Source organism: Pseudomonas sp. R1-18, assembly GCF_051132095.1.
Lineage (GTDB): Bacteria > Pseudomonadota > Gammaproteobacteria > Pseudomonadales > Pseudomonadaceae > Aquipseudomonas.
Map to the genome: position 1 here is coordinate 2,872,254 of NZ_CP071658.1, position 23,596 is coordinate 2,895,849.

At 57.3% G+C, this 23,596-nt stretch carries 18 protein-coding genes and 2 pseudogenes; 11 read left to right on the forward strand and 9 right to left on the reverse strand.

All coding sequences use genetic code 11. The annotated features are described in order from the left end of the window. Positions 1–638: 638 nt before the first annotated feature. The gene (locus tag J3P77_RS13220; RefSeq protein WP_434677074.1) at positions 639–1,265 is read right to left on the reverse strand and encodes a VOC family protein; all 627 of its coding nucleotides are present in this window, start codon (positions 1,263–1,265) and stop codon (positions 639–641) included. A gap of 266 nt (positions 1,266–1,531) precedes the next feature. On the opposite strand from J3P77_RS13220, the gene J3P77_RS13225 reads away from it, so the two are divergent. Continuing rightward, positions 1,532–2,296, forward strand: a complete 765-nt coding sequence (locus J3P77_RS13225; protein WP_434677075.1) for a hypothetical protein — start codon at positions 1,532–1,534, stop codon at positions 2,294–2,296. A gap of 23 nt (positions 2,297–2,319) precedes the next feature. Here the strand turns inward: J3P77_RS13225 and J3P77_RS13230 are convergent, their stop codons facing one another. Then, positions 2,320–4,098 carry an ATP-binding protein gene (locus J3P77_RS13230; RefSeq protein WP_434677076.1) on the reverse strand — a complete coding sequence of 593 codons (1,779 nt, stop codon included), beginning with the start codon at positions 4,096–4,098 and terminating at the stop codon, positions 2,320–2,322. Between the two features lie 847 nt (positions 4,099–4,945). Between J3P77_RS13230 and J3P77_RS13235 the strand changes: the two genes are divergently transcribed. Further along, positions 4,946–6,625, forward strand: coding sequence for a sensor domain-containing diguanylate cyclase (locus J3P77_RS13235; protein ID WP_434677077.1), 1,680 nt, complete (start codon positions 4,946–4,948; stop codon positions 6,623–6,625). A gap of 173 nt (positions 6,626–6,798) precedes the next feature. Here the strand turns inward: J3P77_RS13235 and J3P77_RS13240 are convergent, their stop codons facing one another. The 3 genes and pseudogenes from J3P77_RS13240 to J3P77_RS13250 form a co-directional block, all read right to left on the reverse strand. Then, positions 6,799–7,575, reverse strand: coding sequence for an SDR family oxidoreductase (locus J3P77_RS13240; protein ID WP_434677078.1), 777 nt, complete (start codon positions 7,573–7,575; stop codon positions 6,799–6,801). Next, positions 7,569–7,901, reverse strand: a complete 333-nt coding sequence (locus tag J3P77_RS13245) for a nuclear transport factor 2 family protein (protein ID WP_434677079.1) — start codon at positions 7,899–7,901, stop codon at positions 7,569–7,571. The genes J3P77_RS13240 and J3P77_RS13245 overlap by 7 nt, the downstream gene beginning before the upstream one ends. Positions 7,902–8,410: 509 nt before the next feature. Continuing rightward, positions 8,411–8,605: pseudogene (locus J3P77_RS13250) on the reverse strand (response regulator transcription factor); the annotation flags it as partial. Positions 8,606–8,840: 235 nt separating this feature from the next. Here J3P77_RS13250 and J3P77_RS13255 point away from each other — a divergent pair. Beyond that, positions 8,841–9,776 (forward strand): LysR substrate-binding domain-containing protein, encoded by a 936-nt coding sequence (locus J3P77_RS13255; protein WP_434677080.1) that lies wholly within the window; start codon positions 8,841–8,843, stop codon positions 9,774–9,776. 55 nt (positions 9,777–9,831) lie between these two features. Here the strand turns inward: J3P77_RS13255 and J3P77_RS13260 are convergent, their stop codons facing one another. After that, on the reverse strand, positions 9,832–11,271 hold the full coding sequence (locus J3P77_RS13260; RefSeq protein ID WP_434677081.1) for an HD domain-containing phosphohydrolase: 1,440 nt from the start codon (positions 11,269–11,271) through the stop codon (positions 9,832–9,834). Between the two features lie 89 nt (positions 11,272–11,360). Between J3P77_RS13260 and J3P77_RS13265 the strand changes: the two genes are divergently transcribed. The 3 genes and pseudogenes from J3P77_RS13265 to J3P77_RS13275 all read left to right on the forward strand — a co-directional run bounded on the left by J3P77_RS13265 (position 11,361) and on the right by J3P77_RS13275 (position 14,872). Further along, entirely contained in the window at positions 11,361–12,134 is a 774-nt protein-coding gene (locus J3P77_RS13265; protein WP_434677082.1) for an alpha/beta fold hydrolase, read from the forward strand. Between the two features lie 45 nt (positions 12,135–12,179). Next, positions 12,180–13,727: pseudogene (locus tag J3P77_RS13270) on the forward strand (GMC family oxidoreductase). A 32-nt stretch (positions 13,728–13,759) separates the two neighbouring features. Next, entirely contained in the window at positions 13,760–14,872 is a 1,113-nt protein-coding gene (locus J3P77_RS13275) for an FAD-dependent monooxygenase (protein WP_434677083.1), read from the forward strand. Between the two features lie 1,090 nt (positions 14,873–15,962). Here the strand turns inward: J3P77_RS13275 and J3P77_RS13280 are convergent. The 3 genes from J3P77_RS13280 to J3P77_RS13290 all read right to left on the reverse strand — a co-directional run bounded on the left by J3P77_RS13280 (position 15,963) and on the right by J3P77_RS13290 (position 18,309). After that, on the reverse strand, positions 15,963–16,763 hold the full coding sequence (locus J3P77_RS13280) for a GNAT family N-acetyltransferase (protein ID WP_434677084.1): 801 nt from the start codon (positions 16,761–16,763) through the stop codon (positions 15,963–15,965). 205 nt (positions 16,764–16,968) lie between these two features. Continuing rightward, positions 16,969–17,355: a hypothetical protein gene (locus J3P77_RS13285; protein WP_434677085.1), complete on the reverse strand. Its 387-nt coding sequence runs from the start codon at positions 17,353–17,355 to the stop codon at positions 16,969–16,971. A 612-nt stretch (positions 17,356–17,967) separates the two neighbouring features. Then, complete coding sequence (locus tag J3P77_RS13290; RefSeq protein WP_434677086.1) at positions 17,968–18,309, reverse strand: hypothetical protein; 342 nt, start codon at positions 18,307–18,309, stop codon at positions 17,968–17,970. 418 nt (positions 18,310–18,727) lie between these two features. On the opposite strand from J3P77_RS13290, the gene cyoA reads away from it, so the two are divergent. The 5 genes from cyoA to cyoE are packed head-to-tail and all read left to right on the forward strand — an operon-like array spanning position 18,728 to position 23,452. Continuing rightward, on the forward strand, positions 18,728–19,657 hold the full coding sequence (gene cyoA / locus J3P77_RS13295; RefSeq protein ID WP_434677087.1) for a ubiquinol oxidase subunit II: 930 nt from the start codon (positions 18,728–18,730) through the stop codon (positions 19,655–19,657). A gap of 1 nt (position 19,658) precedes the next feature. Beyond that, positions 19,659–21,632 (forward strand): cytochrome o ubiquinol oxidase subunit I, encoded by a 1,974-nt coding sequence (gene cyoB / locus J3P77_RS13300; RefSeq protein WP_434677088.1) that lies wholly within the window; start codon positions 19,659–19,661, stop codon positions 21,630–21,632. A 2-nt stretch (positions 21,633–21,634) separates the two neighbouring features. After that, the gene (cyoC, locus tag J3P77_RS13305) at positions 21,635–22,249 is read left to right on the forward strand and encodes a cytochrome o ubiquinol oxidase subunit III (RefSeq protein WP_434677089.1); all 615 of its coding nucleotides are present in this window, start codon (positions 21,635–21,637) and stop codon (positions 22,247–22,249) included. Position 22,250: 1 nt separating this feature from the next. Continuing rightward, a complete protein-coding gene (cyoD, locus tag J3P77_RS13310) occupies positions 22,251–22,589 on the forward strand; it encodes a cytochrome o ubiquinol oxidase subunit IV (protein ID WP_434677090.1) in 339 nt (112 codons plus the stop codon). Then, positions 22,547–23,452 carry a heme o synthase gene (gene cyoE / locus J3P77_RS13315; RefSeq protein ID WP_434677091.1) on the forward strand — a complete coding sequence of 302 codons (906 nt, stop codon included), beginning with the start codon at positions 22,547–22,549 and terminating at the stop codon, positions 23,450–23,452. The genes cyoD and cyoE overlap by 43 nt, the downstream gene beginning before the upstream one ends. Positions 23,453–23,596 lie beyond the last annotated feature (144 nt).

Consider the following 23,596-nt stretch of genomic DNA (forward strand, 5'->3'; position numbering starts at 1 on the left):
TCTACGGGTCGAAAGTAGCCGGTTGCGACTGACCGCTCTCGGCCAGAAGCAGCCGATAGGCTTAGACTACACCGAAGTCCTGTCAGATGTTATTTGTATGCTGATTGAGTGCCAAAGGTGCAGCCAAGGTTACGTTCGAGCAATGCGGGTGCGCTCCACAAATATTTCGCTGTGGGTGTGCGAGGAGTGTGAAGCAACGTGGACGAGCCAGGATGAGGTGAATACCAGTATTTTTGAAGACTACGGTACGTTAATGGTCGGCATTGGGCGAAGTTGTTTATGGTCAGAATTGGAGCCACAGTGAAAAATTCGTTACCGCGTACTTTCTGTCAAATGTCCGCTTTGGGTCGAAAGCGGACTCACAGGCGTGACGGTTGATGTTGACTACCACCGGCCTCTTCGCGGCTAAAGCCATCCCTACTTCGATTGTGCGGAATCCAAAAGAGGCAGCAGAACGCAGTCTGTGTGGGAGCCAGCTTGCTGGCGAAAGCAGCCACTCGCGACTGATAGCTCTACCCAAAGCGCACATCCTCGGCTTCCTGGATGAGGGCTATTGCGCTTCTACAAATCCATATGCTGCCCCTTCTCGCCCCACAGAGTTCATCGTGATGCCAGCCTGACAAACCCAATACCTGGCGCTAAAGGATTTTGAGACCATTCGGCGTCTCGATGTATGCCCGCAAACCATATCGCTCGCCACGCAGGACAGTGACCGGGCCGGAAAAACCAATAGTCTCCAAGTGGTGCTCCACCGTACCGGGATCCGGGTAAACAATTTCCAGGCGTTGCAATTCACAGCCTTTATCAACCATCCCCCGCACTGGATGCACCGACTCGCCCCAGTCGATCAGGCTAGGGATGACGCCGCCCAGAGGCAAATGCCCGTCAGGCTGAATGGAAATATTCCATGACAGCGCCCCCCTGCTCATAGGCTTGATCGCCCCGAAAACCTTCCTGAGTTTTTCGTCTGCGGCCGTCAGATGCTCTGTACGCGCTACCCAGTGCGCCAGATAAGGAGATGCATCTGCATCGAGCCCATCCAGGCCAAACCATCTTGGTCTAGCGGGTACGGGCGCCATCCAGTCCGGAGCAATTACCTCCAGATAGAAAGACTCCCCCAACCTCAGCAGCAGGTTGTGCGTACTCATACGCGTGTGCTTACCTCCCGGCTGCAACTGCACACCCAGTTTTTGCTCGATGAGTTGTGCTCCCGATGCAAGGGTGGGTGACACAATGACCAAATGATCCAGGGTGGATCGCCTCATAGGCTTTATCTCCATATTCGTTACGAGGAGCAAACCGCGCAGTCTGTCGAGGATATGCTCTGGCCGAAGGGGACCAAATGCAATCATTTGACGCCCTGGACTCTACAGCCCCACCATGGGCGTTGCGCAGCGCTGATTGGTGATCGGTGTGGTCGTGCAATACGCGCGTGTACCTGGACCGCCCACGCACCTCTAAACGGCATGCAACTGCGCTTTGAAATGCCCCGCTCAAGCTAATCCGCCCTAATGAATCAGACATCTTTGCAATGACGCTCTTCTATCTCAAGTTGCTTGTGACACCCGCACTTATGTTGGCCATATCACTCGCTGCCAGGCACTGGGGTACTCGAATAGGAGGACTTTTATCCGGGCTGCCCGTCACCTCAGCACTGGTCATGCTGTTTCTGGCTCTTGAGCAGGGAACAGCATTTGCGTCGCTGGCAATACCCGGCGCTTTAGCGGGCCTGACTGCTATCCAGGCCACGTATCTGTTCTACTTCTGGATAACGCGACGAGTCTGTGCGTTGACCGGGTGCATCGCAGCCCTGGCCTGCTACGGGGCGACTGCGTTCGCAATAAGCCGCCTGGATTGGCTCGCCTTATCCGTCATCGCGACGCTTTTCTTCGTCGCATTGATAATCGTGGCGACGTCCAGACGGCAGCAGACCGACGCTACGCCGTATGTCCCGGTACCTCGCTGGGTCATCCCGATGCGAATGCTGACGGCGACCCTTTTGCTAATAGCGGTGACGACAAGCGCAAACTGGCTTGGCCCCGTGGCCAGCGGCTTGCTGGCACCCATCCCGGTAATCGCCTGGCCTCTTGCGGTGTTCGCCCACGTGCAAAGCGGACGCCACGAGCTAAGTGCGATAATACGCGGCAACGCGATTGGCGCCGTTGGCGTAGTGGGCTTTTATCTGACTTTAAAAGGCTCGCTTGTGCTCTGGGGCGCGGCAATCTCTATAACGATTGCCGTTGCGCTGGCTGTAGTCGTAACGTTCGTGTTGGCGAAATTGTTAGATCCACGCTAGCCAAGCGCACACGTTAAGCCGAGTCAGGCGCTGACGACCATCTCCAGCAGCTCGATAAGATCAGCAGGCTTGGTGAGGTGTCGATTGAAACCGGAGCTCACGGCCTTGTCGACGTCCTCCGGTCTGCCCCAGCCGGAGAGCGCGATCAGAAACACAGCTTCGCCGCCAGGTAAAGCCCGGATCGCTTGAGCTGTCTGGTGCCCATCCATGTGGGGCATACCTATGTCCAGCACCACGACTTCAGGCATTTCTTCGTTGCAAAGAGCCAGCGCTTGCACGCCATCATAAGCGACGCGTATTCGGTGCCCTTCCATGTCAAAAAGAGCTTCGAGCGTATGAGCGATATCTCTGTTGTCGTCCGCTACAACGATGCGACGCGATGTCGAAGGAGATTCAATAACCGACGGCGTCACGATTTCAGGTTGAGACTGATCATCTGATAACGGAAGCGTGACCGTGAAACAGCTACCCTGGCCATGTCCAGAGCTTGTAACGCTTATAGTCCCCTTGTGCATCTCCACCAGGCTTTTCGCCAGAGCCAAACCTACTCCCAGCCCTCCGCTGTCCATTCCAGGACTCGCTACGCGCCCGAAGAGACGGAAGATGTCTTGCAGATGCTCGGGTGCGATGCCGATGCCGTTGTCACGGATGTCGACTTCGAGCCTGGAATCGCACACGCGGGCGGTTACATGAATGCCCCCTCCAGCTTGCGTGTACTTAACTGCGTTATCCAAAAGGTTCACAAACAATTGCTGCAACCTTAATGCATCACCGTCAACATACACGGGGCGATCCGGAAGCTTCATACCAAGGTCAAGCTGCTTTTCGCGGGCTCTGGCGGTTATGAAGTCCAGCGCTTCTCCCAGCACCGTATTGATGTCGAGGCGCTCACTCAGTAATGAGAATGTTCCGAAGTTGATGCGCGAGGCGTCCAGCAGATCGTCCAGAAGCCTCCTCATATTACTGGTTTGCCGATCAATAACAGCAAGGCTTTGAGCTTGTTGCGCCGCGCTCAGACCCGCCGCTCGTAACAGTGCTACCGCCTGAGAAATAGGCGCCAATGGGTTGCGCAGTTCATGAGCCAGGGTCGCGATGTATTCATCCTTCCGGCGGTCGGCCTCCTTCAATCTCTCGTGCGCCGTCGCCAGGCTAGTCAAGGTAGCGTTGCGCTCCCGTTCGCTCGCCGCCAGAGCTTTTGCGGATTGATCCATTGCCAAAACAGCGGCCTGTATCTCAGAGATATGTGTTTTCGGCAGTCGGGGGCGTTCTTGCCGGCCTATCGCCGTCGCGGCGTTGCGCAACTCCAGGATAGGCTGGCTGATACGGCGCGCTGCCAACAGAGCGCCCAGGCTCGCCAATAGCAAGGAAAGGAGCAGTCCCCCGCCGTAAAGTAAGGTAGCGTTTAAAACCTTGGCCTTCACTTCAACGGTGGGGATACCGGTTGCCACCGTCCAGTTCAAATCCGGCAGTCGAATATAGGCCGTGTAGACTTCTTCGCCGTGTCTGGTGTGGGTGATGCCGCTACCCTCGTCTCCATTGGATCGAACGAGGTTCATAAGCTCAGCTGAAACTTCATCACCCACTGGCAGTCCCGACGAAGGCAGACGTGCGATGCGTCTCCCATTCACATCAAAGACAGATACCGTCCACCCTTCCGGAAGGTGGGGAAGTTTAAGCACCTCGTCAATACTTTCGGGTAACAGTGGTGCGGTAATCACATAGCGAGGTTTTCCTTCGCGCATTACCGGGACACGCAGCGGTATCGCCCAGACACCTGAAGGCCCTTTCGCTAAAGGACCCACGACAGGTCTCCCGCTTTCAAGAACCTGCGCGAAACTTGAGGGCTCAGCGGGGCGGAGCAGCTTTGCACCGGGGCGCGGAGAAACTCGGTCGATGGTACGACCTTCGGGCGACGCCAGTAACAGAGAATGCCAGCCGGGCATCAGAGGGAGAATTCTTTCTAAAACCTCATCAAAAGGTCCCAGGTCATCCCCGTCGAGTAACGGCGACTGGGCGACTGCCTCAAGCACTGCGAAGGATCGATTAAGCGTTACGCGCACCGCTGTCGCCGTTTGCCGGTTTGCTTCCAGAGCCCGTGCGAGCGCTTGATTTTCTTCAGATCGGAGCAGCAGGAATAGTGCGACTGCTGCACATAGGGCAATGGGTAGCGTGCTTACGAGTACCACTGTCAAAAGACGGCGACGTAAAGAGGATGACGGACGGGGCACAGCGAAAGCTCCAACAAGTGGTTCAGCTCGGCCAGCAGACCAGCCGAGACCAAGCTGGATGGAGCACGTGCCTGGACATCGCGATTGAAATACCGGATTGCCAGCATACCAAACTACAATTGGGAGCCGCTACAGATGCAAGACGCCCGGGTTGGCGATGCATCCTGGATGCTGCGGCAGCTTACCCAGAGCGCACATAGGCTGTAGACAGCGATCGCCGCCTTTGCAGCTTTGCCCACCCTTGGAAGCTAAGCGAATAAAGAGCGCTCGGCGATCCATATGGTTTATTGATTGTCCAGGCAGCTGTTGCCAAGACTGGCCGCTGTGGGCCGAAAGCTGCTTAAGAAAGCCGAGATGCCTGCCGATAGCTTCTTGAGAATGCCAAGGATTGAAGGCGTTTGTTCCTGCCTGGCGATCTATCATGCAGCTGCTTCCCTTCCAAAGTCTTCAGGCGAAATTTGCGGTCGTTGTTGCGCTCGCCGTGCTGGTCATTACATGCATCTTCGGTAGTGTCATCGGTGCCTCCGCGATTTCCAGGCACAAAGAACAAACCGGGCATCAGCTCGCTGAATATGCCGCTTCGATGATCGACCGCCTTGACCGTGACATGTACAGCCGCGCCAAGGAGCTCAGCGTGCTGAGTGCGCTGGAGGCGCTACGCAATCCCGCGAACGTCTCTGAAGCGCGGAGCCTGCTCAACCACCTCAATGCTCAGTTCCCGAGCTATTCATGGATCGGCCTCACCGATGCCCAGGGTCTGGTAGTCGCATCCACCGGCCGTTTGCTTGAAGGTGTCAGCATCGCGCACCGGCCCGTGTTCGTGGAGGGGCAGGACAAAACGTTCATCGGTGACGTGCATGAAGCGGTAATGCTGGCAAAGCTCCTGCCCAACCCATCGGGTGAGGCCATGAAGTTCGTCGATATCAGCATGCCAGTACGGGACAAGGCCGGGAACTTCACCGGCGTCCTGGGCACTCATCTATCCTGGCAGTGGGCCGCGGAAATAGGCCGGACCATGTTCGAGCCTTTAAAGAAAAGTCTTCCGGGTGTGGAGTTTCTGGTCATCAGCAAAGACGGCATGGTCTTGCTCGGCCCCAAGCACCTGATCGGTAAACCGAGCGAGGCCGGGATTGACCATAACAGCGAGATGCGCTGGTCGATCAGCCAGTGGCAGGATGGCAAAACGTACGTCATAGGGGCGGCCGAAAGCACCGGAATCGATGGCTACCCTGGCTTGGGCTGGACTGTTGTGACACGTCAACCAGCCGAAGTCGCGTTTGCCGAGGCAAACGGACTGCGCGCCGAAATACTGCTCTGGGGCAGCCTGTTATCCATTGCCCTTGCGATGCTGGGATGGTTCGTGGCGGGTGTGATCACTCGTCCCCTCAACCAGATTGCCGAGGCGGCAACGCGCCTTTCCGAGGGCGCTGACGTTGATATCCCGCTGGTAAAAGGCAGTCTTGAAGTCGAAAAGCTGAGCATGGTCATTCGGCATCTGGTCGAAAGCCTGACGCAGAAGAAAGGCCAGCTTGCTCTGATCAAGGGCGTGGCTTATCGCGACACAGTGACAGGTTTGCCCAACCGTGCAGCGTTGGAAAACCACGTCAGGAGCTTACAAGAACCACCCGGTCAGCAGCCTGCATTCGCCGTGCTGTGCCTGGACCTCGATGGCTTCAAACCGGTGAACGACCGCTTTGGTCACGCTGTCGGGGACGCCCTGCTCCATTCAGTCGGCCAGCGTCTCTCGGCCACCGTGCGTGATGGGGATATTGCGGTCCGCCACGGCGGTGACGAGTTTGTTCTGCTGCTGCGGTTGAAGCCGGGCGAATCGTTGGGGAGTGTCGAGGGTGCTGCTCAGCGCATCATTAAAAAGATTGCAGAACCGGTGACGCTCGCGGGCGCGGTGATCAGAGTTGGCTGTAGCATCGGCGGCGCATTGTGGAGCGAAGGTGATTTTGCTGACGCGCTGGGTAAGGCCGATGAAGCACTGTATCGGGCCAAGCGGGCGGGCAAATCCCAGGCGCAGTTTCATCCAACTGGCGGACCTGCAAATACCTCAGCCAGCGAGCCACGCCCTCACCCACTCAGGAATAGAGGCTGACACAGAAGCGTCAGCCTGGGCTCGGGAAATGGCTATAAGCGTGCCCGCGAACTCTTCGTCGGGCGCCGTAGGTCCAGGTGCAATGTCCGTTTTCGGCCAAAAGCGGACATCCTGAGGCTACAATGGGCACACTATGCTGACAGTTCCCGGCGCATTCGCTCGAGACAGCCAAGCTAAGCTGTCGGCACTGTTCCGCCATCGATCACGAACTCGCCTCCGGTGATAGAGGCGGCACGCGGCGACGCCAGAAATCCGATCAGGTCGGCAACCTCTGACGGCGTCGACGGACGCCCAAGCGGAATACCGCCCAGTGCGTTCATGATGATCTGCTTGCCGCCTTGGTAGTCAGTGCCCGTCTCCCGCGCGAGTCGCTCGGCCAACGCGACTGAGGCTTCGGTTTCGACCCAGCCTGGCGAAACCCGCACGACTCGCACCCCTTTCGGCGATACCTCTTTCGACAAGCTCTTGCTGTACGTCGAGAGCGCAGCCTTGGCCGCGGCATAGGCTGTTGTAGCCTCAGGGAGAGGCAGCCGACTCTGGATGGAGGTCACGTGAATAATGACGCCCTGCCCCCGTGCCAGCATATCGGGGAGCAAGGCGCGATCCAGGCGCACGGCTGGAAACAGGTTCAGGTCGAGCTCGCGTTGCCACTGCTCATCATCCAGCGCCGCGAAGCCACCGCCGGGGGCCGAAGAGCCACCCAGTACATGGATAATCATGTCAACGCCGCCAAGTCGCGCTTTGGCTGCAGCGGCCAACGCGTCACAGCCTTCACGAGTCGATAGATCAGCCGGTACTTGCAGAGCATCCGGCACGTCTTTGCTCGGCTGCCTGGCGGAGGTGATCACCTTTGCACCCTCAGCCAAGAGGAGGTCCACAACCGCCCTTCCGATGCCTTTGGTGCCCCCGCTCACGAGGGCACGCTTGCCGCTCAATTCAAGGTTCAGCATGGCGTGATCTCCAAGGAGCGGATTCTGCCGCCCTCCAGCCTGAACACTTGATTCAGCTGGACCGGGCTGCCCGGAAAGTCGCCGGTAAGCTGGGTGATGACAGTCAACCTGCCCTGCTCCCGCAGCACCTGAAGCGGTTCGACTTCAAAGCAGAAGGCTCGCCGAACCTCGTGCTGCCAAGCTTCGATAGCTGCAAGGCCGGCATGCGTTATGTTTTCATCCAAGACCGTCGCGTCGGCGCAGAAGCAGTACGCAAGCTGCGATAGGTCACCACCGTTGCTGATGTCGAAATACGTTTGGACGACGTTGGGAAGTGGATGGCTCATTCGTTTTCTCCTGGATGGAATGTACGAGGCGATCTTGCGGCCGTTCGAATAATTTCATCAATAAGGACAAACCTGCATGACCAATCCTTGTAAACAGGACAATCGACGACTCTGGATGCCATGGTGCGGGCTTTCGTTCGCAGCGCCCACGCTTCCTGAGAGGTAGTTCGGGGGTGCAATGAAGCAGGGCCCAAAGCTGCACGAGACGGCTTTCAGGCATAAGGCGCAACCTGTCTTCAAACGCCAAAAGGGAAATTGAGGGAAACGCCCCCTATGAACGATATGGGCTGGCAGAAGGGGATTGAGCAAGTCGAGGGGCAGGCATGGCCGCCAAGATGCCGCTTGTACACAAAGACCTCAACCCCTGGCGCGCACAGGGTGTTTGTAGCTTTGCCTTTGCTGTTGCCCTCAGGCAGAAGATGTACCGGCTCTGATTAACAGCCTCACCCATCAGGGGCACTAAGATGCCGTTGCGAATGGCCTGCCCAGACGACTGATCACCACCAATATCAGGAGATCAAACCTAGTGCAGAGCCCTTAAATGTTGCTGCTGCCCGGGTCGAACAATTCAGTTTGCGAAAGATACTTTCCACATAGGTGCGAACGGTGCTGGGGCTGATATCAAGCAGCCTCGCCACCTGCTTGTTGCTGGCCCCTCGGCTGATCTCCAGGAGAACTCGGCATTCGCGGGCGCTTAGTAAAGACTCCCTTGACTGGTGCAACCCGCGTTTGCCGGCTACGGCCGGCATACCTGACGGTTCAGCCGAAACCCGGCCTTCGACGAGTCTGCTCTGAACGGGTATCTCATTGGGGTCGAGAAGCTGAAGATTCATCTATTTTCGTCCTGGGTAAGCTGTCACGTGCAATCTTGCAGCCCAGTCGATAATTTGCTCAACTGGGACAGACTTAAACGGCCCATCCCAAATTTCAGGACAATTCATGTCAGACCTTCGTCTTGGCCTCGGTGAGCTGGACGCCGTTATCGCAGTGGCACGCAGGGCTTCGTTTCGCCAGGCTGCGATCGATCTCGATGTCTCGACCACCGCATTGAGCAACACCATCGCCAAAGTGGAGGCAAGCCTCGAGACTCGGCTATTCAATCGAACGACACGCAGCGTGGCTGTCACCGAGGCGGGAAGGATATTTCTGGAACAGGTGGGACCGGCGTTGCAGGATATGCGTGCTGCGCTGGACGCGGTGCTATCGCACAACGCTGGCGCATCGGGCACGCTGCGCATCAACGCCTTCGCCACTGCCGCGCGAGCGACGCTCCTGCCTCTTGTGGTGGAGTTCCTGCGGCATCATCCAAAGGTGCACATAGACCTCGTTACCGAAGGCCGCCTTGTGGATATCGTTGCTGACGGCTTCGACTTCGGCGTACGTTCCGCAAGTCTCGTTCCGAGCGACATGATCGTTATTTCGCTCGGCCAGCCCAGGCGTTATGCGGTCGTTGGCACGCCAGCGTATTTCGACCGACATGAGCGACCACGCACCCCGCCCGACCTCCTCAACCACGCCTGTATTCGCATTCGGCTTCCGAACGGCGCCATCTTCCCTTGGCATTTCGAACGAGATGGCGAAGTCTTCAAGCTGGATGTGACCGGGCCGCTGACGCTCGACGAGGCCAGCGTCTCCAAGGCGGTCGTGCAGCAAGGCCTGGGACTGGGCTTTTTCATGGAGCAGGACGTTCACGCTGAAATCGACACCGGAGAGTTCGAGCGAGTCCTGGAGAACTGGACACCGCCTCGAGATAACCTCTGCCTGTACTACCCGAACCGCCGCAATCCCTCCGCCGCGTTCAAGGCATTCATCGCCCTGGTTCGCGCCAGTCAAGACAGCAAAGACAGCAAAGACAGCAAAGACAGGCTCGGGTAATGCCCCATCGCTTGCCCTGTCAAACCGTCGAGCGATTTATTGGCCGCGCCCCGTATCAGGCGATTAACCCCAGCGTGAGCGCCTTAAGAGTAGCGGCGGCTCGGGTCGAGCATTCCAGTTTGCGGAAGATGCTTTCAACGTGCGTGCGGACCGTGCTCGGGCTGATGTCCAGCAGCCGCGCCACCTGCTTGTTGCTGGCGCCACGGCTGATCTCCAACAGGATGCGGCACTCCCGCACGGTGAGTATCGAGGCTTTCGGCTGATGAACCCGGCGCTCGCCCCTTGCGGCTGCTATCACCGCTTCGCAGACGTCATTGTCGAACAGTCCGTTGCCGGTATCCTGCTTGAGCAGTCTCGCTGCATCCGATTCTCCATAGGCCGACCGCCACGGCCTGGCCTCCCTTAGCGCGACCCAGGCGACGGAGGTGGCGAACAGCCGATGCTCGGCACATAGTGCATCCCCCATCACGCCTCGAAAATAGCCGCTGCCGTTAAGCCTTTCATAGGCATGGGTTGCAATCTCACCGGGCGCCGCCAGTTCACTGATGGGCCGCAATGCCTGTTGCGTCCAATAGGGCACAAGATGCGTCCGCTCTGTGGCGCCGTAGGGCAGCGCCCCGGCAGTATTCCAGAGGCGGTTGGGAACCGCAGCCCGGCCGAGCCCATAGATGAGCGCTGCCTTTCCGATTAATGTCAGCGTTGGTTCACTCAAGCCCGCCAGGCGCGCCGCCTCCACGGCGACATGCGCCACCCGCCGCGAATGCCCCGCCAGCCATGGGAGCTTCAGGTCGATCACGTCCCCCACCAACGCCAGCGAAACGGAACGCTGCGCTTCGGCACGGGACGGAGGCATCGACCCGGACTCGAGATTGGCCAGCCACTCCCCGGCGTTTTCCAGCAGCAGGGACGCGAGCGAGGCAGGATAGCGCCGGTCCGACTGGTCGCGAATCCAGCGCAGCGCCGCGTCCAGGCCGTGTGCGCGACTAAGAATGTCCAGATCACCGGCAAGCACCACCTGATAAGCCGACTCCGGGATGTGCGCATGGGTCACGCCCAACGGCCGGCCAGTTCCGTCATAGGTTTCGAATACGCGGCACAAGCCCGCCTCAACGGCGGCACCGAGTTCAAGGGTTTTGGCGATTTCCCCAGAGACCTCGCAGTGCACGACGGCAAGCGGGGTTGCCTGGTGCACCGCGTTCATTTCTTCCTTGCCCAGTGTCTGGTCGAGCATCGCCCGGCGGCCGTCGACGTCATCACCGAGTAAATCTGCGAACCCTTCAGCGTTGGCGGTACAACCGGACCAGCGCAACAAGGCGATTTGTTCCGCGACCTTCAGGTGTTCACCGTCGCCGTGCGCGCCATGCGCCAGCATTCGTGCCAAGCCGGCAACCCGCCGGGAGTGCCCGAGCGGTTGCCCCATGCTGAGGTCACCGACTTGAGCGATCGCCGCCAGCGCTCCACTCAATGAAATCTCCAGCTGCAGTGCGCTATCCATAAAAAAGTGCTCCCGGGTCGGATAAATGACCGATGCCCGCGACGCAGGCCAGTCAGCAGAATCGAGCTTCCCCACAGGAGCTCATACAAATGAAAAAACTCAACTTGAAAGTCGCCACTGCTGCCTTTGCCCTTGCCAGCACATTCGCCACGACCGCCAGCCATGCTCAAGATACAACGCCTTCGGTGGTGATCGTACACGGCGCATTCGCCGATGGCTCTGACTGGGCCAAGGTCGTGCCAAGGCTCCAGGCCGAAGGCGTTACCGTTACGGTCGTGCAGAATCCGCTTACCTCGCTCGCCGACGACGTCGCCGCGACGCGCCGTGCGTTGAGCAACCAGCAGGGCAAGGTGGTTCTGGTCGGCCATTCCTGGGGCGGCACGGTGATTACCGAAGCCGGCAGCGACAAGAAGGTCAGCGCACTGGTGTATGTCGCTGCCTTCGCGCCGGAGGCTGGGCAAACCAGCGGCGAACAAGGTAAAGGCGCACCAACGCCTCCGGGCATCAGCCAGATCAAGGCAGACAGCAACGGCTTCTTTTACATGTCGCCAGAAGGCATGACCAAGGACTTCGCCCAGGACCTCTCAGCGGCCCAAACTGCCGTAATGACCGCGACCCAAGGTCCCATCAAGGCGTCCGCCTTCGAGGACAAGACCACCGTCGCGGCCTGGAAAACCAAACCGTCCTGGTATGTGCTCGCCACCGAAGACCGGATGATCCACCCCGACGTCCAGCGCTCGGCTGCCAAGCGCATCGGCGCGAACCTGGCCGAGTTGCGCACCAGTCATGTTCCTCAGCAGTCGCAGCCAGACGCGGTGGCCGCAGTGATTCTCAAGGCGGTGCGCAGCGTGGGCGAGCAGTGATCGCTTACGTCTGACCCCTGATATTCCTTGAGCTGGAGCGGACGCATGGATAATCTGCGTGATCGAAATTTTGACTACATCGTGTGTGGTGCGGGCACGGCGGGCTGCGTGGTCGCGGCCCGGCTCGCCGACCATGGCAATGCGCGCGTGTTGCTGATTGAAGCAGGCCACGGGTACGTCGGCCCGGAGGTGGTCGAGCCTGCGCAATGGCCGCTGAACCTCGGCTCGGAGCGCGACTGGGCATTCGAAGGGCAACCCAGCCCCCACATCAACGGCCGTCGCCTTTCGCTCAACATGGGCAAGGGGCTTGGTGGTGGGTCGAGCATCAACGTGATGGTATGAGCGCGCGGGCATCGGTCTGATTGGGACCATTTCGCAGCCGAGTCCGGCGACTCCGCGTGGGGTTACGAATCGGTCTTGAATTACTACCGCAGGATCGAGAATTGGCAAGGAACCCCGGATGCCGTGCGGCGCGGCTCCGGCGGCCCCGTGCATGTCGAGCAGCCGGTCTCGCCTGAGCCCCTCGCTTGGGCAACCCTGGAAGCTGCGAGCCGCCTGGGCATCCCCCGGTACGACAGCGTCAACGGCGAGATGATGGAAGGCCCGGGTGGGGTTGCGATCACCGATCTGCGCATCAATGATGGTAAGCGCGAATCCATGTACGACTCCTATATCCGGCCGCGGCTGCACTACCCCAATCTGACCGTCCTGACCGGTGCGGTGGTGGCTCGCGTTCTGCTGAGCGGCACACGGGCAATCGGCGTTGAGGTGCTGATCGACGGCAAACGGCACAGCTTCCATGCTGAAACCGAAGTCATACTGTCCATGGGCGCGATAAACACGCCAAAGGTGCTCATGCAATCAGGGATCGGCCCCGAAGATGAACTGCGCGCCCACGGCATCGCTCCGGTCCATCACCTTCTCGGCGTAGGCCAGAACCTTCAGGACCATATCGCCTTTGGCTGCACCTGGGAGTACCTGCAACCTCAGCCAGTCGGCAGCGGCGGGTGTGAAACCAAGCTGTATTGGAAAAGCGACAGCCGCCTGGACGCCCCGGACCTGCTGCAATGTCAGCTTGAGTTCGCAGTGCCCTCTCCGGCTGAAGTGGGTATTGAAACGCCGCAACATGGGTGGACGATGTTCGCCGGTCTCGCCAGGCCCGTCAGCCGAGGACGCGTGCGCCTCTCGGGTAGCGGCCCGCTGGATGCGCCGCTCATCGAGCCGAACTCTCTGAGTGCCCCCGAAGATATGGCTGCGGCGTTCGCATCGATTGATCTGTGCCGGGCGCTCGGCAATAGCGAAGCCTTCAGCGGACTGATCAAGCGCGAGGTCGTGCCCAGAGCGAAAGAACATGGTGCGATGCAGCAATTTATTCGCAATTCGGCTGTAACTTATTGGCACCAGTCCTGCACTGCCAAAATGGGCCGAGATGCGACGTCGGTGGTCGACCATAAACTGCGCGTGTATGGCATCGAGCAGCTTCGGATCGCCGATGCCTCTATCATGCCCCGCATCACAGTCGGCAACACCATGGCGCCTTGCGTCGTCATCGGCGAGCGTGCAGCCGACCTTATCCTCGCGGCGCAAGCGTAATCGCTGCGCCACTGCACTGAAGGCGTAACCTGATGAGAATATTGATTGTTGGCGGTGGTATCGCCGGCCTCGCAATGGCCAGGGCACTGGAGCTGCGGGGATTCAGCCCCGACTTGGTCGAGCGCAGGGCCGATGCGCCGCAAGGCGGGACCGGGCTCTACTTGCCAGGCAATGCCGCCCGAGCCCTGCATGCGTTGGGACTGCATGACTCGATTGCATCGGTCGCAATGCCTATCACTACGCAGCGCATCCTCGATAACCGAGGAAACCCTCTGAGCGTCACGCAGACCGCTGATGTCTGGTCGTCGTGCGGGCAGTGCCTGGCGCTGCCCCGCGCCACCCTGCACACCGCACTGCGCGACTCGCTGCGTGACACTGACCTTCGCTTCGGCACCTCGGTCACCGGTATCGAGCAGTCTGACGCGAAATGCCTGACGACCTTCGCCGATCACACCACCGGCGAGTACGACCTCGTAGTTGGCGCGGACGGCCTCAACTCCGAGGTGCGCCGGAGCCTTTTCCCGGACGTTAGGCCCTCGTATACCGGCAACGTATGCTGGCGCTTCATTACCATGGATACCGTAGGAGTCGAGGGTTGGACCGTAATGCTCGGAGATGCGATGAGTTTGCTGGCCATACCGATTGGCGCCGGCCAGGTTTACGTCTATGCAGACATGGCGGTGAGCGAGAAGCAGGCGCAGCGGAACCAGACCGACTTTCCCCACAGCACCTTTTTGGCCAACTTCTCGGCCCCCTTGTCACAGCTCATCACTCATAGGCCCGCTGACGCTCAGGTTCACTTCGGCCGGATTGAGCAAGTTGTCATGGAAAAGTGGGTAAAAGGGAACGTGGTGCTGATCGGCGATGCGGCGCACGCCTCTTCTCCGAGCATGGCAGAAGGCGCCGGGATGGCCATGGAGGATGCCTTGGTACTGGCTGAAACGCTGGCCGCGGCTTCGAACATCGGCAATGCGCTCGCCCAATACTCGCGTCAGCGCATGCCACGTGTCGATTGGGTCCAGAAGCAATGCGCCGCCCGTGACAAGATGCGCAGACTTCCCCGCTGGGGGCGTATCCCATTGCTGAAGCTCGCGGGCAACCGCTTGTACAAGCGAAGCTATACGCCATTAACGGAACCTATATGACCCGTAGCTCGACGCTACTTCGACGTGTTGCAGCTACCCTCCTGCTTTTACTAACGCTTTGTGCCGCACTGCTGCCAGGTGTCAAATCCTGGGCGACGCCCACGGTCGTCGCTCGGAACCAATCGGGCGCCACCGTGCAGGTTGTTGCGCAATGGAATACCCATCGAAAACAGTTTCCAGCCATCGCGCCGAGAGCAATACGTAGGTTCAAAGCTGCGGGGGAGTCCTCCATGGAGTTTGTGGTTACTTACCCGGACGGACGACAACTGACCAGTTTGCCGATGTACTTCACAACAGCCACGACGGTGACCGCTGTCGTTACCGAAAACACAGTGGATGTCACTGCGAAGCAGTGATAAAGCAGGATCGACCGGACCAGTGGTGTTTATAAGTGGGGGCGAGCGGGACCGGTCATGGCAGTTCATCACTGGTAGGTAGTTCAACGGGTTGCTGACGACAAGCGACGTCGACCAACAATCTAAAGTGACGGCTTCTGGCCTATCTCTGCCCGATCTGATCTGCTGCTTTGGGTCGATTGCGGCCCGTCACCACTGGCTGCAACCGACCCAGAGTTGAAGCTCGTGACGAAGCAAATCGCACGCATACTTCGCTCGGATACACCATCACGTTCATCAGTCCCAGACGATATCGGGCCACGGGATGATGAAGGATGGCCGCCTGCTCAAACAGAGTGATCTGCGCAGTGCGCCAGCTTCCTCGACCAGAGCCAGGGAGCGCTTTTTCTCCTCCGCGCCTGCCGTAGGGGTATCAGGCGATACTGCTTCGAGCTTGCTATTCGCCCGTTGTAAGCAAGGGACAGCCTGTTGGTAGAATCTCTCACCACGAAGATCGATATAAAACGTACTGGTCATGCACCACTGCGAAGCAGGCACCCTGCCAGGGCGTAGCTCCAGCCATTAAACATAATTTGCTTCCCTGCGGCGCATTATTTGAGTGCCAGCGCAGCGTACTGAGAATTCCTTAAAAACCACTTTCCTGGCTTTTGACTCCTTGCCTGTTGGTGAGGAGTAATGGGACTACGACCGGCTGTTCTCGGCCAAAAGCGGGTGGTCATTCTCAGCCGTTTATCTCAGCTATCTGCCAGACGGTATAGTGCTTGGGCATGTGATGCCGTTAACCCGGCACGTCCCAGATTTCGGCGGCTTTGAGAGCTGGGCAGCGCGGTCGCAGCGACCCAGTGGCATCCATGCTTCTTTGCTTGCTCTATTCGGTGAGAAATCAGTGCTCCGTGGTAGCCGTGGCCCCGAGCATCCCTTCGGGTTGCCGCCGTTCCAAGGTAGGCAATGCCATTGCTGGCCAGGTACATCGAAGCCCCTGCTACCACTGCCCCTTCTGCTTTCAAGACGTAGATTTTCAGACGTCCGTTATGCATCTGCCCTGCAAAGGAAGCCTGATTCAGCAGCCGATGCTCCGGCTTGGTATGGAAGCCGCCCGCATGCACTTCTGCGAATAGAGCCAGAGTCTTCGAGGTGACCTCTTCAATTTCGAATGAGTGACGACTCAAAACCACTTTTTCAATGGCACAAGCTAATTGCAAGTGAACCCACCCCCTCAGACGCTCAAGCCGTGCTTCTCCCACAAAAGCGCATTGCTCCAGCGTCGAAGTTTTTCCGATAAGAGGGGTTACAGTCGGTCGCTGCGCTGACTCATTGAGCAATTTCAGCACCGCCAGGGGATCGCTGGCAATGTCACCATAGATGCGGTTGAACATTGGGCTAGGCGATGCGTTCACTTGAAAGCACGGAAAGTCTGCGTTGAAAAAAACACGTGCACCATAAGGATTTCCGCTTACCTTCGCCAGGCTCTCAACGCGCGAACGTAAGTACTCGCTTTCTGCGCCCTCAATCTTATGAGCCAGTACAACATCCATGTTCGTCGTCCTCTGTCAAAATTTCCAAGAGAGGTAAAGCGCATCGAACAATACGCTTGCATCCAAGTACGTACCAGTGGATGGCTCAGCTTCACCGTCTACTTTGGGTCGATTACGGCCCTCGCGGCAGCCAGAGGGCGGCCAAAATTGGCGCTCGTTCCACTACCTCCCAGCCGAAAAGCAAAAACCTCCCGATCTGTGAAGGCTAGTCTCTAAGGCTACGCATTATTTCCGCGACCACCTCCTTCGTGTATTTCTCACTGGGGCCAGTTTCCGGTGGGTCGTTACTGCGGAACCATTCACCTTGATCGAATGCCTGGTAAAGCGAGAAAGCGGGCTGAGGCATGTCGTTAGTGATGCCTACTTCAATCACAGCATTTATGATCCCGTTCATAACCCCGTCGCAAAAATCGTAAGGCAGAGATCCTTGAAGATAGCCTTCTGCAACCGCAACGGACAGCTCGTTCAGCACATCATGCGGTGCAACGCCGAACCTTTCGCAAAGGGGGATTAGATCACTCAGCGTTAAACCGTCTGCTTCCGCTTTCACCGACAGTTCGTCGAGTTCGATCTCAGGTAGCACCATGATCATGAGCTTCTTCCGGTTAGGTGCGAAGGCAGCGCTTACAGGGTGGCCGCTCAGCGCTGCCACACGTCAATACCATGCTGCAATATGGATTCACGAACGGTCAACTTTGGCTACAGACAGCGTCCGCTTTTGGCCGAAAACTGCCGGTTATGGCAAGTCGGTGCCACTCGGGAATTTGCAAGGATAACCACTGATCCTTTCGAGGCGACGGGTGTGACCGTGGCAAGCCATAGGCTTTACACCCGTCGATAGCCGCTGTGAGAACACGCTGAATGCTGACCTCGACTCCATGCTGGTGATTGCTGCGCTCTCTAATCTGGGGCTAAGCCCCTTGTGGCCTGGTCATGAGCCTGGTACGTGGAGGGCTCCGTCTGCGTTGATCGCTGCAGGTCTATTCCAGGCAATCAACGCAGGCGAATTCCAATAGCTGTCGCGGCTAAGTATTCAGCAGACGCTCCGCCAGACACACGCCTACGTAACGGCCATACCATCCGCTCGTTCAATATTGCCCTGGCGCGTTTCCAGATGAGCCGGCTCCCCCGCTTGTATCATCGAACAGAGCCATCCAGTGGGTATATTGGCCCGCGGTCAAAATGATGACTTCCCACCATCCAATCATTCGTCGTCATGCTTGTCGGCGTCGGCGCACGGCAGCCGGCCGGATTCGCCACCCGCGATTCGCTCCGCCTGGTCTATTCCGCGCTTGAGCGCATCCTGCACCGTCCATTCGTTGCCCGGAAATATCTTAATGCGCTCAGTCACGAGCTGCCCATCGGTGCCGTAGACACAAACCAATACTTCAACGTCACCGTTAGTCATCTCCCTTGACCTCACTTCTATATGGCATCCATTCTCCACGACCTGGTTATAAGACTCGTCGGCCGCGGTATTTTGAGCCCATTTCTTGTACGTATCGCCACGAATAAACATAGCATTCTCCGAGATTGAACGGTACATGAGGGCTAACCTCAAAGATCCGCTTATGGGTTGATGAGTTCTATCCTTGGCACGCTGGCAAACCTATATCCCGATAACCGGTCATCACCGTTTCGCTTGATAGACCGTTTGTCAGCAGATGACGATGATCGGTAAACCAACTTTGATCGCCCCCTGTCCGAACAGTTAATAACTATAGTCCGTCTAATCCTATAGCTAGAGTAAGCGACAGCTCGACGAGGCGCTTAAGGATACGTTTGCGACGAGATAATTGATATCATTCTGACATCTTTAGTTAGTTCGCTTGCTAAATATCGGTAGCTTCAAGGCGGACAACTTTGCTGCATCGTTAGCGCAGTTTGAAGAGTCGATGATCTGAACCGTTCTACTATGTGCGTCCAGTATCAAACGCCGGGCGACCCAGCTGGAGATGCAGGTAATGAAACGATCGAGTGGTCAATGCCTGGCGTATATTGCTGCAGCGATTCTTCTGTCCGGATGCAATCTCATTGTGTTCAATCCCAAGGGTCAAGTCGCCATTGAGGAACGTAACCTCATAATTTTGGCGACCGGGCTTATGCTGCTGGTGGTTATTCCCGTCATCGTCATGACATTTGTGTTCGCCTATCGTTACAGGGCGACCAACAAGAAAGCCAGGTACTCGCCCAGGTGGGCCAGCTCGCATAAAATCGAGGCCGTTGTCTGGGGAGTCCCTTTTCTGATAATTGTCGTGTTGGGGTGGGTGACTTGGGAGAGCACCCACGCTCTGGACCCCTATCGACCGCTGGAGTCGGACACGCCGCCAATCAATGTTCAGGTGGTCGCTACGGACTGGAAATGGCTGTTCATTTATCCAGATCTCGGAATCGCAACTGTCAACGAACTGGCACTACCAGTCCACACGCCTGCCAGCTTTACAGTTACATCCGACGCGGCAATGACATCGTTCTTTATCCCGGCTTTGGGAGGCCAGATCTACGCCATGGCCGGGATGCAGACCAAGCTGCATCTCATTGCAAACGAAACCGGACAGTTCAGGGGCATTGCCGCTAACTATAATGGCCCGGGATTCTCGGACATGCACTTCAGCACCTTTTCGCTGACGCCGGCTGACTTCGAAGGCTGGGTGGAAAAGGTCAAAACGTCTCGCCAGCAGCTGGATCTCGCCAGTTATGCAGAGCTCGCCAAACCCACGATCGCTCACCGCGTTACCTATTACTCCAGCGTACAGGACCGTTTATTCCTGAATATCGTCGATAAATACGAAGGCATGAATAAACGTAACGGAGCGAAGCGCGAGCAGGTACGAAATCAGCGCCCTTCCGACCCTTCAAATAAACAACCCAGTTTGCTGGCTGAGGAGCGTTGACATGTTCGGGAAACTTACGTGGGATGCGATACCCACCCACGAACCTATCGTCATGTATACCCTGGCGTTCGTTGGCCTGATCGGTATAGCACTGGTGGGTTCAATCACTTATAAGCGCCAGTGGGGCTATATGTGGCGAGAGTGGTTCACCTCAGTGGACCACAAGAAAATCGGCTGCATGTACATCATCGTGGCGCTTGTCATGCTTCTGAGAGGTTTTTCCGACGCAATAATGATGCGTACGCAGCAAGCTATGGCTGCAGACGGCGGCCCGGGCTACCTCCCCCCTGAACATTACGACCAGATATTCACGGCGCACGGCGTCATCATGATTTTCTTCATGGCAATGCCATTTGTCGTAGGCCTGATGAATATCGTCGTCCCCTTACAGATCGGCGCGCGCGACGTCGCCTACCCGTTTCTCAACGCGTTGAGCTTTTGGTTATTCGTCGTAGGTGCTGCTTTAGTCAACATCTCGCTGGGGGTCGGCGAATTTGCCCGAACAGGCTGGGTGGCGTATCCGCCCCTCTCAGAGCTGGGATACAGCCCCGGTGTGGGTGTCGACTATTACATCTGGTCATTGCAGATATCAGGAATCGGTACGTTGCTGACCGGGGTGAACTTCTTCGTCACCATATTGAAGATGCGCACCGAAGGCATGACCTTATTCAAGATGCCGGTATTTACATGGAACGCACTATGCACATCGATACTGATCCTGGCTGCGTTCCCCATCCTTACTGCGACCCTGCTCATGCTCACGCTGGACCGTTATCTGGGGATGCATTTTTTCACCAGTGAGGCCGGCGGCAACCCGATGATGTATGTGAACCTGATCTGGGCCTGGGGCCATCCCGAGGTCTACATCCTGATTTTGCCGGCATTTGGCGTATTTTCCGAAATAGCCGCTACTTTCTGCAGCAAGCGGCTGTTCGGCTATGTGTCATTGGTTTGGGCGACCATCGCAATCACCATCCTGTCGTTCGTCGTATGGGTCCACCACTTTTTCACGATGGGAGCAGGCAGTAACGTCAATGCCTTCTTCGGCATCATGACGATGATCATCGCGGTGCCGACAGGGGTCAAAATCTTCACCTGGCTGTTCACCATGTATCGCGGACGCGTGCGCTTTGAAACCCCCATGCTATGGACGTTGGGCTTTATCGTGACATTCAGTATCGGCGGAATGACAGGCGTCTTGCTGGCTGTCCCTGGCGCTGACTTCATTCTGCATAACAGCCTGTTCCTTATCGCGCACTTCCACAACGTAATCATCGGCGGGGCTGTATTTGGGTACATGGCGGGGCTGACTTACTGGTTTCCTAAAGCGTTCGGCTTCACTCTGAACGACAAGCTGGGCCGCATCGCTTTCTGGTGCTGGCTGACCGGGTTCTACTTTGCGTTCATGCCATCCTATGTATTGGGCTTCATGGGCATGACCCGTCGCCTTAACCATTTCGACAATCCTGAATGGCGCCCTTGGCTTTTGCTGGAGTTGGTAGGTGTTGCGATCATCCTGGCTGGAGTGTCGTGCCAGGCTCTACAGCTTTTTGTCAGTATTCGCAATCGTCACAAGACGCGGGATCTGACCGGCGACCCTTGGGATGGACGCACTCTGGAATGGGCAACGGCGTCGCCGCCTCCCGTGTACAACTTCGCGGAGCAGCCTAAAGTCAGCGATCTGGACGCTTATTGGGGCATGAAAGAGCGTGGGTTTAGCACGCTGAGCCATACCGATTACCGAAGTATCCACATGCCCCGTAATACAGCCGCAGGTCTGGTGATCAGCTTATTTACGCTGATCTGTAGTTTTGCACTGGTATGGCATATCTGGTGGTTGGCCCTGTTCGGCCTGCTCGCATCAGTGGTTGCCCTGGTCGTTCGCAGCTACGACGAGGATATCGACTACTTCATCCCCGCGCATGAAGTAGCGAGAATCGAAAAAGCCCGTCTCAAAGACCTCGCGGAGGCTTGATCATGACCAACACTGTGATGGAAAAGGATATCGCCCATAACCAGGAACAGGGTCATGAGGACGCCGGCTCTTTGAGCGTATTCGGGTTCTGGATTTACTTGATGACGGACTGCATTCTGTTCGCCACCCTGTTCGCAGGTTATGCCGTATTACGCGACAGCGTGGCTGGCGGGCCCTCGACAGTCGATATTTTTGAGCTGCCCTACGTGCTGGCGGAAACCATGCTGCTGTTGTTAAGCAGCATCACATACGGCTACGCGATGCTGGCCATGAACCGCAACGACCCTGCCCTAGTGTTGCGGTGGCTGGGCGCCACTTTTCTGTTAGGTCTCGGATTCATTGCCATGGAAATTAATGAATTCCACCATCTTATTGAACAGGGATATGGGCCTGATCGCAGCGCGTTTCTTACCGCATTCTTTACTCTTGTTGGCACTCATGGCGCGCATGTCGCCACAGGCCTGGTATGGATGGCGGTGCTCATGGTTCAAGTTCGCAGCCGCGGCATCAGCAGTACCAACGCGACGCGCTTGAGCTGTCTGAGCCTGTTTTGGCATTTTCTGGATGTGGTCTGGATCTGTGTGTTTACCGTTATCTACTTGCTGGGGGTGGCCTGAAATGTATCATCAAAGTCCCGTACACAGCAGCGCTGGCACCAGCCATGGCAGCAGTCGCTCCTATCTGGTTGGTTTCATAATCTCGGTTGTTCTGACGCTCATCCCATTCGGCCTGGTAATGTATCCCTCGCTTCCGCGTAACGTCACGGCATGGTTGGTTGTGGCCACCGGCGCTATACAGATTTTTGCGCACCTCAAGTATTTCCTGCATTTGGATACTGCGGTGGAGCAGCGCTGGAATCTCATTGCACTGATATTTTCCGCCGTCATCATTCTCCTGCTGGTCGGGCTCTCGTTATGGATCATGAACGGCATTCATCACAATATGCTGGCGCACTGAAGCACTACCTGACGCCCCTGAATGTCGGGCTCCAACTGACGAAGCCCGGCATTATTCTGGGTAATCTCGCTTCGGTGCTTGGCGGTTACTTTCTCGCCTCTGATGGACATCTCGCCTCAGCCTCGCACTTGGCCGCGACCGTGATCGGAACCGCTTTGGTCATTGGTTGCGGCTGCGTGCTGAACAACTGCGTTGACCGCGACATAGACCGTCGAATGATTCGCACGTGTTATCGGGCACTGGCGATCAGGATCGTCCCGGTCTGGGCAGCCCTGTGTTATGCCATTGCGTTGGGGGTCGGTGGGTTCTTATTGTTGTGGATCGGCACCAACGCAATGGCATGCCTGTTGGCGCTCACTGGTCTGAGTATTTATGCGGGTGTTTACAGCTGCTGGCTGAAGCGAAGCTCGCTCTGGGGTACGTTAATTGGCAGTATTTCGGGAGCGATGCCGCCGGTGATTGGCTATTGCGCCGTAAGCGGTCAATTCGATACGACGGCCGCCTTACTCATTGCTGTCTTCTGTTTCTGGCAGATGCCGCATTCCCATGCCATTTCAGTCATGCGTCAGGATGATTTCCGTGCTGCAGGACTTCCGTTACTGGGGCCGGTACGCACCCAGAGGCAGATGAAAGGTTACATGCTCGCTTTTATCCTGAGCGCGGTCGGATTAGACATCATTGCGAATCTCAATGTGGCCTACGGCATTGTGGTTTTGGGTCTTGGCGGTTACTGGCTGTTATTAGCTTATTCCTCAACACGCCTTACTGATCCAAGACACTGGGCGCGCAAGATTTTCACTTTCTCCATCGTTCTGATCCTCTGCATCAATCTCACGTTGTCGCTAGGTTCCGCGGTGGTGTAGGTCGATGGTCGCTGGGTTGACGCTATCCGTACTCCATGTTGGCCGCAGTCCTACACAAGCGAACAGGGAATGTGGCGGGGCCTGAATTGAATCAGTCCCTCGATTCAAGACGGATCCGGTAGTTATTCAGGTAGACGCAGACAA

Coding starts and splice junctions, on each gene's coding strand:
- J3P77_RS13220 (WP_434677074.1), bottom strand. CDS start 1,265: ATGAGGCGATCCACCCTGGATCATTTGGTCATTGTGTCACCCACCCTT.
- J3P77_RS13225 (WP_434677075.1), top strand. CDS start 1,532: ATGACGCTCTTCTATCTCAAGTTGCTTGTGACACCCGCACTTATGTTG.
- J3P77_RS13235 (WP_434677077.1), top strand. CDS start 4,946: ATGCAGCTGCTTCCCTTCCAAAGTCTTCAGGCGAAATTTGCGGTCGTT.
- J3P77_RS13240 (WP_434677078.1), bottom strand. CDS start 7,575: ATGCTGAACCTTGAATTGAGCGGCAAGCGTGCCCTCGTGAGCGGGGGC.
- J3P77_RS13245 (WP_434677079.1), bottom strand. CDS start 7,901: ATGAGCCATCCACTTCCCAACGTCGTCCAAACGTATTTCGACATCAGC.
- J3P77_RS13255 (WP_434677080.1), top strand. CDS start 8,841: ATGTCAGACCTTCGTCTTGGCCTCGGTGAGCTGGACGCCGTTATCGCA.
- J3P77_RS13260 (WP_434677081.1), bottom strand. CDS start 11,271: ATGGATAGCGCACTGCAGCTGGAGATTTCATTGAGTGGAGCGCTGGCG.
- J3P77_RS13265 (WP_434677082.1), top strand. CDS start 11,361: ATGAAAAAACTCAACTTGAAAGTCGCCACTGCTGCCTTTGCCCTTGCC.
- J3P77_RS13275 (WP_434677083.1), top strand. CDS start 13,760: ATGAGAATATTGATTGTTGGCGGTGGTATCGCCGGCCTCGCAATGGCC.
- J3P77_RS13280 (WP_434677084.1), bottom strand. CDS start 16,763: ATGGATGTTGTACTGGCTCATAAGATTGAGGGCGCAGAAAGCGAGTAC.
- J3P77_RS13285 (WP_434677085.1), bottom strand. CDS start 17,355: ATGATCATGGTGCTACCTGAGATCGAACTCGACGAACTGTCGGTGAAA.
- J3P77_RS13290 (WP_434677086.1), bottom strand. CDS start 18,309: ATGTACCGTTCAATCTCGGAGAATGCTATGTTTATTCGTGGCGATACG.
- cyoA (WP_434677087.1), top strand. CDS start 18,728: ATGAAACGATCGAGTGGTCAATGCCTGGCGTATATTGCTGCAGCGATT.
- cyoB (WP_434677088.1), top strand. CDS start 19,659: ATGTTCGGGAAACTTACGTGGGATGCGATACCCACCCACGAACCTATC.
- cyoC (WP_434677089.1), top strand. CDS start 21,635: ATGACCAACACTGTGATGGAAAAGGATATCGCCCATAACCAGGAACAG.
- cyoD (WP_434677090.1), top strand. CDS start 22,251: ATGTATCATCAAAGTCCCGTACACAGCAGCGCTGGCACCAGCCATGGC.
- cyoE (WP_434677091.1), top strand. CDS start 22,547: ATGGATCATGAACGGCATTCATCACAATATGCTGGCGCACTGAAGCAC.